Genomic DNA, 17,874 nt, shown 5'->3' on the forward strand with positions numbered 1-17,874 from the left:
TTTGCAAACGCCATGTTTGGCCTGCGCTAACAAGTTCTTGGCCCGCTGCGACAAGCCTGTGCAGCGCTGCGGGATGCGCAGAAAAAAAGAAGCCCCGACAACCGGGGACTGGTTGCCGGGGCTTCAAGGACCGTTCCCGTAGAAGAGGGAGTGAGGAATCGGCCCGAGGTGGCGTGCTGGGTTCACGCCATCCGTGCACCGCCCCACAGCGATGCAAGACTTAGTGCACGCAGTCTGCTACGAAGTTCGGACGTCCAAATGAAGAAGCTGCGAATTGGCCCGAAATATCAAGCGCGTGACCCTGGGCGGACAACTGAGCTGGCTGACAGCGTGGTCGCATCACGCTTTCGCTGCCGTCGGAGGCGATATACAGCAGCGCCTTCCTGATACGGGAAGGCGGCAATGATGACTCAGTGGATGAGCCCCATCAGGCTGACTGGCGGCTTATATAAGAGGGGGCCCGGACGACCGCGAATCGTACCGGGCCCGCCATGTCACACCTGTAGCGACGCGGCGCTTACGCCGCGTCCAAATCGATGACTTCGCCGGATTGCTTGCCGAACGACAGCGGGCGATCCGCCGGCGCTGCGCCGAACTGCATGTTCGGCGTATCGGACATATGGAATTCCAGCGTGCCGCCGGCCACCAGGTCGGCATGGCTGATCCAGCTGCGCGTCCACGGCTGGCCGTTCCACGTCACCGATTGGATATACGGGCGGTCGGCGCCGTTGTTGATGGTGCGGATGGTCAGCTTGCGGCCGCCGGCCAGCTCGATCTCGGCCTTGTCCAGCAGCGGGCTGCCGAACACGTAATGCGTGCTCACCGGATCGACCGAATACAGGCCCAGCGCGCTCATGATGTACCACGCGCTCATCTGGCCGCAGTCTTCGTTGCCGGCCAGGCCATCCGGCTCCGGCGGATACATGCTGACCATCAGCGAGCGCACGCGCGACTGCGTCTTGTAGTGCGCGCCGGTATACGCATACAGATAGGCCACGTGATGGCTGGGCTCGTTGCCGTGCGCATACTGGCCGACCATGCCGGCGATATCCGGCGGTGCATCCGCCGGCAGCTTGGAGCTGATGGTGAACAGCTGGTCTAGCTTGCGCTCGAAGACATCCTGGCCGCCGAACAGACTCATATAGGCATACAAGTCGTGCTGGTTGAGGAAGGTAGCCTGCCAGGCATTGGATTCGGTGAAATCGCGCCACTGGCTGGAGTGGCCCATGCCGCGCGGATCGAACGGCTCCAGCCATTCGCCGTTTTCGCCACGCGGGCGCACGAAGTTCAGCTTGGTATCGAAGACATTGCGGTAATTGCGCGAACGCTTGCGCAGCTTTGCAGCGAGGTCTTTTTCGCCTGCGGCATCGGCCAGATGTGCCACCGCCCAGTCGTCGTACGCATATTCCAGCGTCTTGCTGACGGCTTCCCAATCCTTGTCGCTGGGGATGTAGCCGAGCTTGCGGTAATAGGGCAGGCCGCGATAGTCGTCGTCCATCGCGCGCTTGCGATAGATCGGCCAGGCCTTGTCGTAGTCAATGCCGGTAAAGCCCTTGGCCTGCGCTTCGGCCAGCAACACTACCGAGTGGTAGCCGATCATGCAGCCGGTCTCCACGCCCTGTAGCGGCCACACGGCTGGACCCTGCGGGCTTTCCTCGGCCATGCGCACCAGGCAGTTGAGCAGATCGGGCACACGATCTGCCTGGTACAGCGTGAGCAGCGGCGCCTGCGCGCGATAGATATCCCACAGCGAATAGGTGCTGTAGTTGTTCTGGCCCTGCGCCAGCTGATGTACCTGCAGATCCATGCCGCGGTAACGACCGTCCACGTCGCTGAACAGCGTGGGCGCGAGCATGGTGTGATACAGCGAACTGTAGAACACGCGCAGGTCGCGCTTGGACGAGGTCTCCACGCGGATGCGGCTGAGCTCGCGCTCCCAGGTGTCGGCCGCGGTCTGGCGCAGCTTGTCGAAATCCCAGTCGGGCATTTCCGCATCGAGGTTGCGCAGCGCGCCGTCGATATCCACGCCGGAAATGCCGACCTTCACCAGCACCGGCTCGCCCGCCACATCGTCGATATGCAGCGCCGCCTTCAGGTGGGTGCCTTTGACTTCGTTGCTGCCGTCGGCAGCGGCCACATCTTCCGAATACAGCGTGGCCTGCGAGAACGGTCGCGACACCTTCATCGCGAAATAGATATGCCGGCCATCCGCCCACTGATGCACATGGCGGCTGCCGACCAGGGTGTCGTTGCCGACCACGCGCAACTGCGCATCGGTGACCTTGCACGGCACCTTGAAGTCATCGTGGAAGCCATGCGCCAGATCCACCAGCAGATGGCCATGGCCCTTGCCATGGAAGGTGTAGCGATGCATGCCCGCGCGCAGGGTGGCGGTGAGTTCGGCACGGATATCGTGATCGGTAAGATGCACGGTGTAATAGCCGGGCCGCGCATGTTCCGAGCCGCGGTCGAAGCGCGAGCGGTAGCCTTTGCCCGGATGCGCTTTGTTGTGTTCAGTGAGCTGCGGGCCGGCGCCGGCCGCGCCATCGAACTGCGAGTGGTAGTTCACATCCGGCAGGCCGCGATCACCCGGCTGCAGCAGCACGTCGCCCTGCGCCGGCATCACCAGCACATCCAGCATATCGGCCGCGCCGGTACCGCTCAGATGGGTATGCGAGAAACCCATGATCGAACCATCGGCCTGGTGATAGCCCGACGATGCATCCCAGCCCGCATCGTTGGTGTCCGGACTCAGCTGCACCATGCCGAACGGCATCGATGCGCCCGGATACGTATGTCCATGTCCGCCGGTGCCGACGAACACATCCACGTATTGGGAAACCCCGCCGATGTTTGCGGCCGCGTCGGCCAGCGGCTTCTTCGCACCCGGTGCGCCATCGGCCATGCGCGCCAGCGCCGGCAACGGACTACCCAGTACGGCCACGGCACCAAGGCCTTGCAGAAACCGTCGACGTGACACCATGCGCGCTCTCCCAGGAATAAAGGCTGTCGTGAGGTGAAAGCGTTAGCGAGCAACCTTCGGAAGGCCCCAGGCCATCCCGATCATGTGCGAAACGCGCTCATCTGCCGCGATGCGCGCATCCCTCGATCCGCGCCGCTTGCCGCGTCGACTGTAAACGAAAAATTTGCCTCGATCCAAATTTTTCTGCGTCATAAGCAACTATTTGATAATACATATTTTTATGGAATTTATGCTGCGGCGCGCAAAAGGAGGGCGCTAATCTTGCGACGGACTATAAGGCGCGTCCAACGGTGGTGCCGCTCCATAACCGTAACTATGCCGCGACAACCTGACTATGTCGCAGGGCTGCATAGATCACTGGTTGCAGGCGACGTGCAGGCCCACCTTGAACTGGAGGGAATTGCACCTGAGCCAATAACCCACGTTTTAAAGAGCCGCGACTCCCCGATTGACGTCGTACGTGATGCTGCCCAAGCAAGGCACGCCCACTGCGCACGTTGATTAGGTTTACATGAGCGCTGATGAGATGGCGATGCAAAGTGCGATGGTCGCCCGGGCGCCAGAAACTATGACTCCAAGTTGTTCCCCTCTCTCTGGCTTGTCCAATACCAGCGACTTGAACTGTCGGCCTTGATCCTACGCCTATGCTGGCGGAAATCCCCTTTCCAACGTTGATTTCCTGGGTCTGTATTGCACCTCGAACGGAAGTACTATTTTCTGTTCTTATCCCGGCGGTCCTTCGTTCATTGTTCCGACCCCTCCAGGCTTCCAGGATTTTGGAGACGACGACCCGTACTATCACCAATATGATATTCAGCGCTCGATAGGCAATGCTGATTCGAAGTGCGTCATGCAGGGGTTGATCGACAACCCGGTACCGGATAATCCGAACGGTGGAACGGCGCCTGCAAGCCCTGGCGGCACACCGAATATTGCGTATATTCCGGTTATCGGTACAGATAACCAGGTAACCTCATTTTTGACTCCAAATCTCAGCGGATCCGGCTGGGTGGCGGTCAATATGACTGGCTACGGAAGTACGTTCTCACCCGGCTACGTTGCGCGAACGGTCGATGACAATGGAGTGGCGCACACTTACGGCGAGGGTACTTCTCCGGTCCAGTCGAATTTGGGCATGGATACGCTGAGTGGCGATCCGTGGGGCGCCGTCAACAATATCGTCAACCAGTATGTCTGGGGCGGGCAGATGGAACGGCTCATTCAAAAATGCAAATGCGGGAAATAGGCCATCTTGTATGTTTCGTAGCGCCGCGGAAGTAATTGGCTGCCTGGTTGCACCGATACCCATCGTTGGTGTCGTGGTAGTCGAGTCGATTTTGCACACTTACTTTGATCTGGTTGTCGTGCTGCTGTTTTCGCTGATTGCTTACTTTTCCGCACTCGCATTCACGATGGTGCTGGGGTATCCGCTTTATCGGTTGTTGTCGCGGCTACGGGCATTTTCCTGGTGGACAAGTATTTTGTCGGGATTTGTCATTGGAGTCGTTGCGTCATTTTCGGTTACTCACAATGGGATCACCCCCACTACGGGGGTGATCGTAAACTGGCTGGCCGCGGCGGCTTCCGGCTTGCTGTTTTGGGTGGTTCAACGGATGAAATGGCGCAAACGAATTGCGCGCTGACTAAAGGGTCTGGCTATGCCTCACATCATTCGCTGTGCTATCGCTCTGAGTTTTTTTGCCGTGGCCTATGGTGGGGCACAAGCAGCTGACAACTCACCGTCCCCGTTGAAGTGCGATATAGGGCCGGTAGCGAAGACGTTCGGAAGTACCCATTGGCGGCTCTACAGTTGTTCGGATGGTGGGTCCCTGGTCGTGGTGCCTGCTGCCGACAACCCGGCGGCTCCGTTCTATTTCATGTTCCAGGCTACGCCAAAGGGCCATCATCTTATCGGTGAGGGGACTGGTGACAAAGCTGCAAGTGACAAAGCGTATGAGGAACTCCGGCAGTTATCGGAGCAGGAAATAGCTGCACTCATTGGCCAAACAAAACGCGCAAGTAAAACTTAATCGCAGGCTTAAAAAATTTCCCGATGAAAAGTGTGATTGGCTCGGGAATTAAGATATCGACTAGGCTCGTAATGAGGTCGAGTCAAAGGTTTCGGAGCTGCCGGCGTCAACGCAAGTCCGCCCGAAGTTCACGCACCCCTCGCCCCAGGCGCTCGCGCAACAGCGTCCGCAAGGTCGCGCCATCGGCATAACCCACTTCGGCGGCGATCGCTTCAAGGTCCATGCCGCTGCCCTGCACCAGTGCGCGTGCACGTTCGACGCGAAGATCCTGAAAATAATCGAGCGGCGATTTGCCGAGCACGGCTTGGCAGCGGCGTTGCAAGGTACGCGCGCTGGTCGCCAGGGCATCGGCCGCTTGCTGCAACGAAAAGCCATGCTTGAGTTGTTCGCGTGCCCAGCGCTCGAAACGCAGGATGAGCGGATCGGCTTGGGCCAGATGATTAGGAATGATGTACGGCGCTTGCGACGAACGAATGTCGGCGAGCAGATAGCGGGAGACCATGCTCGCAAGTTCGGGACTGCGCTGGCGTATCAGCCATAGTGCGAGGTCGAGATGCCCCATCGCGGCGCCGGCCGTCACCACATTTCCCGACGGTACCAGCATGCGCGATTCGTCGAGCGCGACCTTGGGATAGCGCTGCCGGAACAGCGGCGCGAGCCACCAGGTGGTGGTCGCCTGCTGGTGATCGAGCAAACCGGTTTCTGCCAGCACAAAGGATCCGATGCAGGACGCGGCAATGCGTGCGCCTTGGGCGTGCCACGCCAGCAATTGCGTCTTGGCATCCACCACGTCCTTCCGTGCAAGCGCGGGGATCAGCCGATCCGGCGTCGAGGTGTTCAAGGCGGCCACGATCACCCAATCGGGTTTTAAATTCGCCGTGATGGCTTGCACGGGCAAGGGCAGTCCCAGCCCCGACCGGACTTTCCTCCGCGTACCCACCAGCGACACTTCGAACAACGGGCCGCCACTTTTTTGCATGGCCGCAAAGCGGTTGGCGATACCGAATGCATCGAGGATCACGGTGAGTCCCGTATCGAACACTCCGTCGAGGGCGAGCAGGGCGATGTGCATGGCGTAAATGACCCTAAAGTTGTCATTTACGACGATACCCCGATAGCCGGTCGAAGACTAGATTGCTGCTCGTTGCAGCACCTACTCCCAACCGACGAGGAACTCCCCATGAAAGTCATGGCTATTGCCGTCCCCAACGCCGCCCTCACTCCCGAAGTGCTCAAGCCGCATATGCCGGGCGAAGTGCACGACACACTGAAGCTTTATCTCGACGGCAAAGTCGAGCAGTTCTGGTTTGTGGAAAAGTCCGGCCCGATCTTTCTGATGAATGTCGATTCGCTTGAGCAGGCCAAGGCCACGCTGGATGCGCTGCCGCTAGTGGCTTCGGGCCTGATGAGCTACGAGCTGAAGCCGGTCGGACCGCTGATGCCGCTGGGGCGGTTGATTCCTGCGGCGTAAGGGTTTGCACGAAGGGAGCAGGGTGCTTTCCATTTAAGGCAAGCACTCTGCTCTCGATGCTCAGAAGTCGGCTGGCCGATATGTCACGCGGCTGCCTTGGTCGCGTTCATCACGCTCAGCAGCGCCTTCGCAGTAGCTTCCGACGAAGCCGGATTCTGCCCGGTAATCAGGCGCCCATCGGTGACGGTGAAGCTCTGCCAGTCGGGCGCCTTTTCATACAGGCCGCCGAGGCGCTTGAGTTCGTCTTCCACCAGGAACGGCACCACCTTGGTGAGGCCGACGGCTTCTTCTTCGGAATTGGTGAAGCCGCTTACCCGTTTTCCTTTGACCAGGGGTTCGCCCTTGTACATCACATGGTGGAGCACGCCCGGTGCGTGACAGACCAGGGCAATCGGCTTGCCGCTGCTGTAGAAATCTTCGAGCAGCTTGATCGAGACCGGGTCTTCCGCCAGATCCCACATCGGCCCATGGCCGCCGGGATAGAACACGGTGTCGAAGTCCTTGGCCGATACCGTGGCGAGGCGCACGGTGTGGGCCAGTACATCCTGCGCTTGCTTGTCCGCTTTGAAGCGATCCTGTGCCGGCGTCTGGTTGTTGGGGTCGTCGCTCTTGGGATCGATCGGCGGTTGTCCGCCCTTGGGCGAGGCGACCGTCACCTGCACGCCGGCGTCGGTGAAGACGTAATACGGGGCCGCAAATTCTTCCAGCCAGAAGCCGGTTTTCTTGCCGGTGCTGCCCAGGATGTCGTGGGAGGTCAGGACCATGAGGATTTTCACGCGGGTTCTCCTGATGTGATTGCTGCAGATGCCATGCTCGGCTCCGCCATGGGGCGGCCTGGCTTTGAAGAGACATGGTTGAGAACGAGTAACCGCGAGTTATGCGACCAGGCGTGTTACCGCGCTGAAAAGAGTCCGTTATAGTCAGCCGCGGCGCAGCTGCAGGGGCGCGCCAAGCCATTAGGGGATGGTGATGAAGAAGCTGGCAGTGGCGCTTGCGATGGCATGCGCCGGATCGGTGCTGTGGGTGCCCAGTACCGTGGCGCAAGGCATCGACCAAGGCGGGGCGGTTGCGCCGGTAAGCCAGGCTGGTTCGGGCGCCTGGCCGGTGGTCCTGACAAAGCCGACCGATATTCACAACTGGGGTGACTGGTCCCGCTATCTCACCGGCTTGGTCTGGCAGCAGTCGCATACCACGCTCTTGAGATATCGCGCTTACCAGCTGTTCGTGCCGGCGGGGAATGACAGCGAAGACGTGGGTGGCCGCCAGCGGCAGCTGGAAAATGTAAGGAACATTCTGGCCAGTGGCATCAAGCCCGGCCTTATCGTCGTTACCTTTGGCGGCCCTTCTTCGCAGGCGACCGCCGACTTTATCCTCACTGCATTCAAGGATATGCCGCCGCGTTCGCTGCGCGGCGTGGCCATGATGTTTGTCGGCCTGGAGGCCGACAAAGCGCGCGTGTTTGCGCGCTGGCAGGCCTGCGGCGCCAGTACGCATTTTGTCGATCTGCAGAGCAATTCGTATGAGCCGAGGCAGCTTCCGGTAGTGCCGGCGGAATCCTATTTCGTGATGCCGCCTCCTCCGCCGCCCCCGCCACCACCTCCGGCCCCCATCCCGCCGCCGGCGGCCATCGGCACTTCCGATACGGCAGGCAATCCACATCAAAGCCAGGCGCCGATCTATCCGGGGTTCGAGGCGGTGTACGGCATCGAGGGCAGGACGATGCTGCTGATCCTGGTTGGCAAGACCGGCCAGCCGGAGGACATCAAAGTTGCAGAAAGTTCGGGGCAGCGCGATCTGGATCGGGCTGCGATCGATGCCGCTATCCATTGGCGCTTCCACCCTGCGATCAAAAACGGCACGGCGGCGGATGGCTATGTGCGCATACCCGTCTCGTTTAACACCGACTCCAGTACGGATGAGCAGTGGCCACGTAGCTATCTCGGCGCGGACCTGGTGTGGGATGAAACGCCGCTTCCTTACGCCTCGGTCGGCGAAGCGATGAACGCGGTGGCGACGCAAGTTCATGAACCTGCCTACGACGACCACAAAAAGCACTTTCAATCTTATGCGGTCTACAGCGAAGACGGCCGCATGCGCGAGCGCTGGTATTTCATGGACGTCAGCTCGCCCAAGGCGATGGCCGTGCGCTACAGCTTTGTCGGCACGGCAGAGCATCCGCACATCCAGGTATCGGCCTTGTGCGACGACGCTGCGGTATGCAGGAACCGCAAGTCCTGGATCACCGGCGCCCCGCATTCGCTGAGCTTGGCTCGCAAGGGTAACGCTGCGGCCTGAAGCACTGGCCAGTGGGCAGTCGTTACCGTATCGCGCGGATTACAACGTGGCGCGCACTGTCATGAGCGCGCCATCGTGGATGCAATCAGGCCTCGGATGACAGCCGTTTTTCTGCCTTCGTTTCGAGTGCCTGGGCGATATTCAGGCTGATCTCGGACAGGCGCTCGACCCAGTCCATGTTGACCGGCGTCTTGTGTTCGGATGCATTGGCGAACATGGTGGCCAGTGCAGGTCCCATGATGACGGCAGCGCGGTCGGCCAGCTTCGACGAAGCTTCGGACATTTCCAGATCTCCTTGATAACTGGCCCCCTGCCAGCGCAGCGCATTATAGCAATGCAGCCTGTGACACTTATGTCTGTGTTGGCGTTTGGAGCAAGCCGGCTTACGGTGCGCTGCGTTCTTCCACCATCCGGTCGAGGTTCTGGTTCAAGCGCTGCAGCAAGTGGACCAGGGTTGCAGCTTCCTGCTTGCTGAAGCCGGCAAGTACTTGCTCGCGATCGGCATCCAGCGCCTGGCGCAGTTTCGGCAACCTGGCTTTCGCGTTGCGCGTCAAGGAGACCAGGCTGCTGCGCCCGTCCTCCGGATCGGGACTACGTTCGATCCAGCCATCGCGCTCCATCCGCGCCAGCGTCTGCGCCATCGACGGCTGTTCCACCTTGGCGTGCTGCGACAAATCCTTTTGTGACAACTGGCCGCCCTCGCGCAGCAAGTACAGCACCGGCAGCTGGCCGATGCGGAAGCCCAGCGGCTTTACGCGCTGCTCGCCCAGCCAGGCGAAGCTGCGCGCGGCCATGTTGACCAGCGGGGCGGGATTGGTGAACAGGTTCCAGTCGGTCATGGCTCGGTCACTTGCATAGGAGGCTATGCATCTATATATAGGTTCCTATTCAATTTAACGGGTGCCCTTCCATGACACAACAACCGCGCATCGCCATCATCGGCGCCGGCCCCGGCGGCCTCACCCTGGCGCGCACGCTACATCTGGCCGGCATGGCCGTTACGGTGTTCGAGCGGGAGGCGCATGCGCTGGCCCGTCCCCAGGGCGGCACGCTGGATCTGCATGTGGAATCGGGCCAGCTGGCGCTGACGCGGGCGGGGCTGGGCGAAGCGTTCCTGCGCATCGCGCGCTACGAGGACCAGGGCAGCCGCCTGTATGACAAGCACGGCACGTTGCTGTTTGCAGACGATGATGTGACAGGCATCGACCGACCGGAGGTAGATCGCACGGCGCTGCGGACGATCCTGCTCGAATCGCTGCCGGCACAGCTCGTGCGCTGGAATCACGAATTGCGCGAGATGCGGCTGGGCGAGGACGGAACGTCCGAGCTGGTGTTTGCGCAGGGCACGGCAGGGCCGTTCGATCTGGTGGTCGGTGCCGATGGCGCCTGGTCGCGGATCAGGCCGCTGGTTTCGCCTTACCTGCCGCAGTACAGCGGTATCACTTTTATCGAGTTCGGCATCGACGAGGTCGACCATCGCCACCCTGCCATCGCGGCCCTGGTCGGGCGCGGCAAGATCGGCGTGGAGGCCGATGGCAAGGGGCTGATCGTGCAGCGCAACGGCAATGGGCACTTGCGTGGCTATGCGGTGTTCCGTGTGCCGGTCGCGTGGGCGGAGCAAAATTTCGACGTCGCGTCGCCGGTTGCTGCGCGCGCCCGGCTGCTGGCCGAGTTCGACGGCTGGGCGCCGGAAATCCTGGCGCTGATCCATGCATCCAACGAGCAGATGGCGGTGCGCTCCATCCATGCGCTGCCGGTAGGCCATCAATGGGTGCATCGACGTGGCGTCACGTTGCTGGGCGATGCGGCACATCTGATGTCGCCGTTCGGCGGGGAAGGGGTGAATGCGGCCATGCTGGATGGCTCGGAATTGGCCCGTCAGTTGGTGGCCTGTGCCAATTGGGACGAAGCAGTGCGCCGCTACGAGGCCGAGATGTTCGTGCGGGTGGTGGCGCCTGCGCGGGATGCGGCCGAAGCGGTGGCGACCGAGCTATCGCATGTGGGGCCGGCGTTGACCTTGCAGCATCTGATGGAGCATGCACGGCAGCATGCCGCGTAACCCTTAGCCAATACTCATGCCTCGCGGGTAGCGATGCCCGCCTGATTGAGCAACTGCTCGAGCGGTTCCAGCCACGGCCGAAACTTCTCCCAGCGTCCCACTGCACGCCGATGCATCGGCTCGCGCACCTGGGCCGTGCTGGCGGTGGCCACGGCGGACGTATTGCGCTGGAAGTCGAGGCAGGCGTCGTGCCAGGGCAGTTCGCAATGCGCGAGCAGTTGCCGCGTCGTGGTTTCCTGCTCCGCCACCAGCGTTTCGTAACTCACCTGCAGGATGCGGCCGGGCAGCACCGTATGCCAATGCGCCATCATCCGCTCGAACTGGATGTAGAAACGGCCGATGTCGAGCAGGTCGAAGCTATAGCCATGGAAGGCGGAACTTTCCATGAAGGTTTCGCGGAAATTGCTCAGGCACGTATCCAGCGGATGGCGACGCAGGCAGATGATCTTGGCCTTCGGCAACGCCTTGGCGATCAGGCCGAGGTAGAGAAAATTGTGTGGCAGCTTGTCGATAAAGTGCGGCTTGATCGCGGTTTGCGGACGGGTGCTGTCGACGTAGCGCAGGCCCAGGCGCTCCCAGTCGTAGCGTTGCGAGTGAGCGATCAGCTCCGGACCCAGGCGCGCCGCTACGCCCGCGGGCGCGAGGCGTTCCAGCTGCACGCCGAAATTCATCAGCTCGCCGGCGGCATATACCTGCGGATGGCTGGACAGAATGCGCTCGACCAGGGTGGTGCCCGAGCGCGGCATGCCGACGATAAAGATCGGCTCGTCGCTGCCATAACCCGTACCGCCCTGGATCGGCGCAGGAAACGCCTTGATCAGCGCATCCACCATCGCGCTGTCTTGCCCGGGCTGATAATCCACGCGCTTGCGCGCAGCCGCCTTGCCCAGGCTGAGGTGTTCGAACGCCCGGGCGAAATCGCCCAGATCTTCGTATTCCTTGCCTAGCGCGCTGTGCAGGTGGATCTGCGCATCGGCGTCATCGGCATGCGCCGCGAGCAAGGCATGCAGGGCCGCGAGATGGTTGTGGTCCGCGGTCTGCCGGTGCAGCCGGGAGCGCAGGCCGTAGGCGGCCCAGTAGCTGGGCATGCGCGCCAGGCAGGCATCGAAATGCGTCTCGGCCTGGGCAAGGTCGCCGGTGAACGTCGCCGTCACTGCCAGATTGAAATGGCTGCCCGCAAGTTCCGGCGCCTGCGCCACCGCGCGTTGAAACAGCACATGCGCGCGCTCGTGCGCGTTGCATTGCATGTAGACGCTGCCCAGCGCATCCAGCGTCGAGGGATGGGCCGGCGTGAGCGCATAGGCGATGTTGGCAATCTGCAACGCTTCGGTATAACGCTGCGCCTGTGCCAGGGCGCGGGCGAAATGGGTGGTGTATTCGGCGCTTTTGGCGTTGAGCCCCACCGCGCGGTTCAAATGCTCCAGGGCGCGATTGAGCTGACGCGTGTCCAGGCAGGCCAGCCCGGTGAGGTAGTGCGCCTGCGCGTGGTTGGGGTCCATCTGCGTGACCTGCAGCGCGAGCTGCCCGGCCTGCGCGGGATTGCCTTGTGCATAGGCCTGCGTCGCTTCGCTCAGCAAGGCCTGGATGGATGAAGTGCTCATGGCAAGCCCCGTGCTGCGCTGATCGAATCGATGCAGGCGCGCTCGGCGCCTGCGGCGCACAGAGTTTGCCGGAGCAACCGGCGAAAATCAGCTATCGATCAGCGCAGCAATTGGGGATGCTGGCGCTGCACGTCCACGATCAGTTCGCCGAACAGGGTATTGGCCCAGGCGAACCAGCTGCGTGTGAAATGGTTGGGGTCGTCCTGGTCGAAGCTCTCATGCATGAAGCCGCTGCCGGCGTCGGTGTCGCGCAGCCAGGTCAGGCATTGGCGGATCTGGGCCGGGTCGGTACTGGTTTGCGCGTACATCATGATCGACATCGGCCAGATCATGCGCAGGCCTTCATGCGGGCCGCCGATGCCTTCGCCGGCGCGGCCGCGGAAGAAATACGGATTGCGCGTGCTCCAGACCCGCTTGCGAGTGTTCTGGTACAACGGGTCGTTGCGCTCGCAGCAGCCCAGGTACGGCAAGCCGAGCAGGCTGGGCACGTTGGCATCGTCCATGAACAGCTGATTGCCGATGCCGTCGATCTCATACGCCCAGAATTCCTGGCCGTCTGCATCGTGCATGCGGCCGTCCTTGTGCACGGCCTGCTCCACCTCCTTGGCAAGCGCCTCGCACTGTGCGGCGAAGTCGTGGTCGTGGTGGATGGCGCGGCTCATCTGCGCCAGCTGGCGCAGGCTCAGCACGGCAAACAGGTTGGCGGGCACGAACAGCGGATAGATGCAGGCGTCGTCCGAGGGCCGGAACATGGAATGGATCATGCCGTTCGGGCGGGTGGGATTGCCGTAGCCGCCCAGCATCTGCGATTCGGTGGGAATCTCCGACATGCGCTGGAAGTGATACGGCCCGTGATCGTGCTTGCGCTGCTGTTCGCGGAAGGTTTTCAGCACCAGCTGCATGGCGCTGCGCCAGTCGTCATCGAAGGGGCGCGTATCGCCGGTGGCCTGCCAATAGCCATGCGCCAGGCGGATCGGATAGCACAGCGAATCCACTTCCCATTTGCGCTCGCCCACGCCCGGCTTCATGTCGGTGTGATCGTGCCGCGACCAGTCCAGCGGCTGCGCATGCGGGTCGGGCATGAAGGCGTTGGCGTAGGGATCGATGCGAATGCAGCGCGCCTGTCGCTGGATCAAGCCGTGGAACAGCCGTTGCAGTGCAGGGTCGTCTTTCGCCAGCGGAATGTATGGCACCACCTGGGCGGAAGAGTCGCGCATCCACATCGCATCGATGTCGCCGGTGATGACGAAGGTATCCGGCTTGCCGTCGAGGGTGCCGAGTTCGACGGTGGTGTCGAGGGTGTTCGGGTAGCAGTTCTCGAACATCCAGGCGAGCTTGGGATCGGCGATAGCGGCCTTGACGCTGGCCAGCTGGCGTTCGACCGCCTGGCTGGTGAACTTCCGCTTGGCCAGGGGCGGCCGCTTGCTGACGTAAGTGGATGCGCTCTGCGCGCGTGACACGCGCGCATTGCCGAATAAGCCGGCGCTGGCGGTGAGTCCGGACCACTTCAGGAATTCGCGTCGGGTCGGCATGGGCCATATCTCTTGATAAATGGAAACTTGCGAGATCAGCTCCCTCCCCTACGTGAAGTAGGGGAGGGTTGGGGTGGGGTGAAGCTCCCACACTTGCGGCAAGCTCGGACAACCCCACCCCGGCCCTCCCCTGCCGAGCAGGGGAGGGAGATGGTTTACTGCTTGGCTATCACTTCGGCCAGGTTTTGCACCTGCAACGCATGCTGCAACTGCTGCAGCGTGGCCTTGCTGTGCACGGTCAAGGTGATGCTCTGGCCCGGCAGCAGGTCGAAAGCGTTATCCGACAGATCCGCATCCAGCGTACCGAACGATACCCACACATCGCGCGCCAGCTGGTCTGTGCTCAGCGTCAGGCTGTAGCCATCGCCGCTGGCGTCCAGCTTCGCCTGCACATGCGGCGACGGCAGCTGCAGGTTCTTGGCTTCGTCGAAGAACACCAGGTTCTGCGATACGACCTGGTCGCCGTCGAGCAGTTCGAACACCGCGAAGCTCGCGTGCGGATCGGCGCCGTTGAGCAGCTGCGCATCGCTGTAGCTGGCGACCTTGCTGCTGGCCAGCGCCGGTACGCTTGCCGCTTCGTCGTGCGTGCTCAGCGTCTTGCTGGCGAAATCCAGCACACGCATGCGCCAGTGCAGCTCGGCCGGTGTGGTGCGGTCGGAAACCAGCGACACCGTGGTCTGGCCGTTGTTGCGCAGCGCGGCGATCAGCAGGGGTGCATAGAAACGGCGTGCGTGGAATTGCAGCGCTTTCCAGCGGCCGTAGTAGTCGACGCTGGCCCAGGACGCCCCCAGCCACACGTCGTTGAGCTGCCAGTACAGCGAGCCCATCGCCTGCGGGCGCGAGGCACGCAGGTGTTCGGCGGCCAGCTCGATGCCGTGTGCTTGCATCGCCTGGCTGAGATAGACAAACGAAGCGAAATCCTTCGGCTCGCCATAGCTGCGCGTGATGTACAGCAGCAGGCGCTTGTTGCCGTTGCCGCTGTCGTATTTCTGGTGATCGCGCATCACCGGCGATTCAGGCCGCAGGTCGCCCGGCTGGGTAAAGGCGTGGATGGTGCGCAGATCGGGGAAGGATTGCAGCCCGTATTCGGACTGGAAGCGCGGAGTGACGTTGAGGTATTCCTCCAACGGCTTGGCTTCGCCCGACCACACGTTCCAGTAGTGATAGTCGCCGTCGTCAAGCACGTTGGCCGCGCCGTCGTAATCAGTGCTGGGCGTGCTGGCCCAGTACGGCACGCTGGGATCGTACTCGGTGACCACATTGCGCAGCACGTTGCCAAACAGATTGACCATGCCGGTGACGATGGCGTCGCGTTCGGCCGGCTTGAGCGCGGCGGCAAAGGTCTGGCGATCGGACCAGGCTTCCCAGCCCGTCTCCACTTCGTTATTGCCGCACCAGAGCACGATGCTGGCGTGATCGCGCAGGCGCTTCACCTGCTCCACCGCTTCCTGGCGCGTGTTGGCGACGAAGTCGGCATCGTTGGGCGGAACCGCGCCGCCGAACATGAAGTCTTGCCACACCATCAGACCGAGTTTGTCGGCCATGGCGTAGAACGAATCGGGCAGGTAATAGCCGCCACCCCAGATGCGCACCATGTTCATATTGGCGTCGCGCGCCGACTGCAGCACCTGCTGCATCTGCGCATCGCTGGCGCGGGTGGGGAAGCTGTCGAACGGAATCATGTCGGCGCCCTTGGCGAACACCGGGATGCCGTTGACGACGAAGGCGAAGCCCTTGCCCCAGGCATCCTTGTCGCGACGCAGCTCGACGCTGCGCAGGCCGACGTCGTGCGCGCTGCTGTAGAGCGCATTGCCATCGGCGCTGAGGCTGGCCTTGAAGGTGTACATGTCCTGCGCGCCGTAGCCGGCCGGAAACCAGCGCCGCGGATGCGCGATGCGCAATGGCAGGCTGATGGTCTGGGTGCCGGCGTCGACCGTTACATCCTGTTCGGTATGCGCTGCGCTCTGCCCATCGGGACCGATGGCGTCGACGCTGACATGCACGGTCTTAGTGCTGTCGGCCTTGATCTCGAACTGCGCGGCTACCTGTGCGGCGTCGCTGCTGACGAAGTTCTGCTTGACGTGGAAATCGTCCACGCGCATGGCATTCCAGCTGTCCAGGTGCACCGGCTGCCAGATACCTTCAGTGACGATGCGCGGGCCCCAGTCCCAACCATATTGGTAGGCCGCCTTGCGCACATAGTTGGAAGTCTGCTTGCCCTTGGGTTCGTCGCCGAAGGCCGAATCGAATTCGCCGGGCAGGGCATACGGTTGTTTCAGCAGCCACGGCAGCAGGCGCGCGATCGGCGAATACAGGCGCACTTCCAGCGTGTTCTTGCCGGCATGCAGATCCTGTTTTACCGGGATGCGCCAGCGGCGGAACATGTTGTCGGCGCTGCTCAGCTTGTGGCCGTTGAGATAGACGTCGGCGAACGTATCCAGGCCGTCGAACACCAGCTCGACGTGGTCGCGTTGCAGGGTGGCGGCATCGACATCGAAGCTGGTTTCGTATTGCCAGTTGCTCAGGCCTACCCACTGCACCTTGGCTTCGTTGTCGCGGTAGTACGGATCGGGCAGCAGCTTGGCGGCAAGCAGGTCGGTCTGCACGGTGCCCGGCACGTTGGCGTCGTGCCATTCCGTGGCGCCATGGTGATCCTTGGCGTGGCTGTCGTCGCCGGCCAGGCGGAAGCGCCAGCCGCTGTCCAGCGGCTGGGTGACGGTCTGCGCATGCGCCGTACCCATGCCGAGCAGCAGGAGGGTGGCGAGGGTCAGCGGACGTAGCGCGGTGCGGGCACCGGTCAACCTGATTCGTTCAAGCATGCTGCTCAACCGTGTGGAATGGATGGAAAGCAGATTGCGCCGCCACGGACGTGGCCGCACCCCGTTGGACCGACCTGATTTAGATCGATCTATATCGCACTGACACTAGCAGTTGCAGCGTGGCCCGTGCATGCCGCACTGCAATAGCGGGCCGCGCGATCAAGGTGGATGGCGATGCGTGTGCTGCGCGACCGCCGCGACCGGGGCGAGCATGGCGGAACGCTGATCCGGGCTGCCTGGCTTGTATATGAGGGTATCCTCATATATCTTGCGGAGATCCCTCACCCCGCATCCTGGAGATCAGGCCTCATGTCCCGTATCGACGCAAGCATCAAGACCCGCGACGGCAATTGTCCGGCATCGCTGTTCACCCCGGCCAAGGGCGAGGGTCCGTGGCCCGGCGTGATTTTCTACATCGACGCCGTCGGCATCCGTCCGGCCATGCAGGAGATGGCGCAGCGTCTGGCCGATAATGGTTATGCCGTGCTGCTGCCGGACGTGTTCTATCGCAACGGACCGATCGAGGTGATGGATCCGGCCACGGCCTTCGGCGATCCGGCCAAGAAGGAATTCATCATGAAGCTCGTCGGCAGCCTCGACCGCGACCGCACCGTATCCGATGCCGAAGCCTTTATCGGCTTCCTCGCCGCGCGTCCGGAAGTGAAGGGCGACCGGTTCGGTGTGACCGGCTATTGCATGGGCGGCAAGCTGGCCGTGACGGCGGCTGGGGCGTATCCGACCCGTTTCGCCGCGATCGGCTCGTTCCATGCCGGCGGCCTGGTCACCGATCAGCCGGACAGCCCGCACCGCTTCCTCCAAGGCATCACCGGCCATGTGTATGTAGGCGGCGCCGACAACGATTCGCACTTCACCGCCGAGCAGAAAACGCAGCTCGAAGCCGCATTGACCGAAGCCAAGGTGCCGCATCAGGTGGAGCTCTATGCCGGCTCGATGCATGGCTATGCGGTGCCCGATCACCCGGCCTTCAACGCCCAGGGTGCGGAGCGGCATTGGCAGGCACTGACCAAGCTGCTGGCCGAAACCCTGGCTTGAGCCCAGCCTAACCGCGTCTAAATCGCAGCTG

At 62.2% G+C, this 17,874-nt stretch carries 14 protein-coding genes; 6 read left to right on the forward strand and 8 right to left on the reverse strand.

From position 1 onward, the window contains the following. Positions 1-517 precede the first annotated feature (517 nt). Positions 518-2,983 (reverse strand): GH92 family glycosyl hydrolase, encoded by a 2,466-nt coding sequence (locus tag IGX34_RS17535; RefSeq protein ID WP_192557030.1) that lies wholly within the window; start codon positions 2,981-2,983, stop codon positions 518-520. An 850-nt stretch (positions 2,984-3,833) separates the two neighbouring features. On the opposite strand from IGX34_RS17535, the gene IGX34_RS17540 reads away from it, so the two are divergent. Beyond that, positions 3,834-4,229 carry a hypothetical protein gene (locus IGX34_RS17540; protein ID WP_192557031.1) on the forward strand — a complete coding sequence of 132 codons (396 nt, stop codon included), beginning with the start codon at positions 3,834-3,836 and terminating at the stop codon, positions 4,227-4,229. Positions 4,230-4,239: 10 nt separating this feature from the next. Continuing rightward, positions 4,240-4,626, forward strand: coding sequence for a hypothetical protein (locus IGX34_RS17545; protein ID WP_192557032.1), 387 nt, complete (start codon positions 4,240-4,242; stop codon positions 4,624-4,626). Between the two features lie 493 nt (positions 4,627-5,119). Here the strand turns inward: IGX34_RS17545 and IGX34_RS17550 are convergent, their stop codons facing one another. After that, positions 5,120-6,085: a GlxA family transcriptional regulator gene (locus tag IGX34_RS17550; protein WP_192557033.1), complete on the reverse strand. Its 966-nt coding sequence runs from the start codon at positions 6,083-6,085 to the stop codon at positions 5,120-5,122. A 108-nt stretch (positions 6,086-6,193) separates the two neighbouring features. Here IGX34_RS17550 and IGX34_RS17555 point away from each other — a divergent pair, with 108 nt between their 5' ends. Next, entirely contained in the window at positions 6,194-6,484 is a 291-nt protein-coding gene (locus IGX34_RS17555; protein WP_192557034.1) for a YciI family protein, read from the forward strand. Positions 6,485-6,567: 83 nt separating this feature from the next. Here the strand turns inward: IGX34_RS17555 and IGX34_RS17560 are convergent, their stop codons facing one another. Then, positions 6,568-7,260: a DJ-1/PfpI family protein gene (locus IGX34_RS17560; RefSeq protein ID WP_192557035.1), complete on the reverse strand. Its 693-nt coding sequence runs from the start codon at positions 7,258-7,260 to the stop codon at positions 6,568-6,570. Between the two features lie 193 nt (positions 7,261-7,453). On the opposite strand from IGX34_RS17560, the gene IGX34_RS17565 reads away from it, so the two are divergent. Next, positions 7,454-8,779, forward strand: coding sequence for an energy transducer TonB (locus IGX34_RS17565; RefSeq protein ID WP_192557036.1), 1,326 nt, complete (start codon positions 7,454-7,456; stop codon positions 8,777-8,779). An 85-nt stretch (positions 8,780-8,864) separates the two neighbouring features. Here IGX34_RS17565 and IGX34_RS17570 read toward each other — a convergent pair whose 3' ends face one another. Both IGX34_RS17570 and IGX34_RS17575 read right to left on the reverse strand, forming a co-directional pair. Then, a complete protein-coding gene (locus tag IGX34_RS17570) occupies positions 8,865-9,062 on the reverse strand; it encodes a hypothetical protein (protein ID WP_192557037.1) in 198 nt (65 codons plus the stop codon). 100 nt (positions 9,063-9,162) lie between these two features. Next, the gene (locus tag IGX34_RS17575) at positions 9,163-9,618 is read right to left on the reverse strand and encodes a MarR family winged helix-turn-helix transcriptional regulator (RefSeq protein WP_192557038.1); all 456 of its coding nucleotides are present in this window, start codon (positions 9,616-9,618) and stop codon (positions 9,163-9,165) included. A gap of 71 nt (positions 9,619-9,689) precedes the next feature. Between IGX34_RS17575 and IGX34_RS17580 the strand changes: the two genes are divergently transcribed. Next, entirely contained in the window at positions 9,690-10,838 is a 1,149-nt protein-coding gene (locus tag IGX34_RS17580) for an FAD-dependent oxidoreductase (protein ID WP_192557039.1), read from the forward strand. A 14-nt stretch (positions 10,839-10,852) separates the two neighbouring features. On the opposite strand, the gene IGX34_RS17585 is transcribed toward IGX34_RS17580, so the two are convergent. The 3 genes from IGX34_RS17585 to IGX34_RS17595 all read right to left on the reverse strand — a co-directional run bounded on the left by IGX34_RS17585 (position 10,853) and on the right by IGX34_RS17595 (position 16,778). Beyond that, the gene (locus IGX34_RS17585) at positions 10,853-12,439 is read right to left on the reverse strand and encodes a tetratricopeptide repeat-containing sulfotransferase family protein (RefSeq protein ID WP_225737564.1); all 1,587 of its coding nucleotides are present in this window, start codon (positions 12,437-12,439) and stop codon (positions 10,853-10,855) included. A gap of 98 nt (positions 12,440-12,537) precedes the next feature. Then, a complete protein-coding gene (locus IGX34_RS17590) occupies positions 12,538-13,971 on the reverse strand; it encodes a glycoside hydrolase family 125 protein (protein ID WP_192557040.1) in 1,434 nt (477 codons plus the stop codon). Between the two features lie 155 nt (positions 13,972-14,126). Continuing rightward, entirely contained in the window at positions 14,127-16,778 is a 2,652-nt protein-coding gene (locus IGX34_RS17595; RefSeq protein WP_425598807.1) for a beta-mannosidase, read from the reverse strand. Between the two features lie 321 nt (positions 16,779-17,099). On the opposite strand from IGX34_RS17595, the gene IGX34_RS17600 reads away from it, so the two are divergent. Next, positions 17,100-17,843 carry a dienelactone hydrolase family protein gene (locus IGX34_RS17600; protein WP_192557041.1) on the forward strand — a complete coding sequence of 248 codons (744 nt, stop codon included), beginning with the start codon at positions 17,100-17,102 and terminating at the stop codon, positions 17,841-17,843. Positions 17,844-17,874: the final 31 nt, after the last annotated feature.

This window comes from Dyella acidiphila, assembly GCF_014863405.1.
GTDB lineage: Bacteria > Pseudomonadota > Gammaproteobacteria > Xanthomonadales > Rhodanobacteraceae > Dyella_B > Dyella_B acidiphila.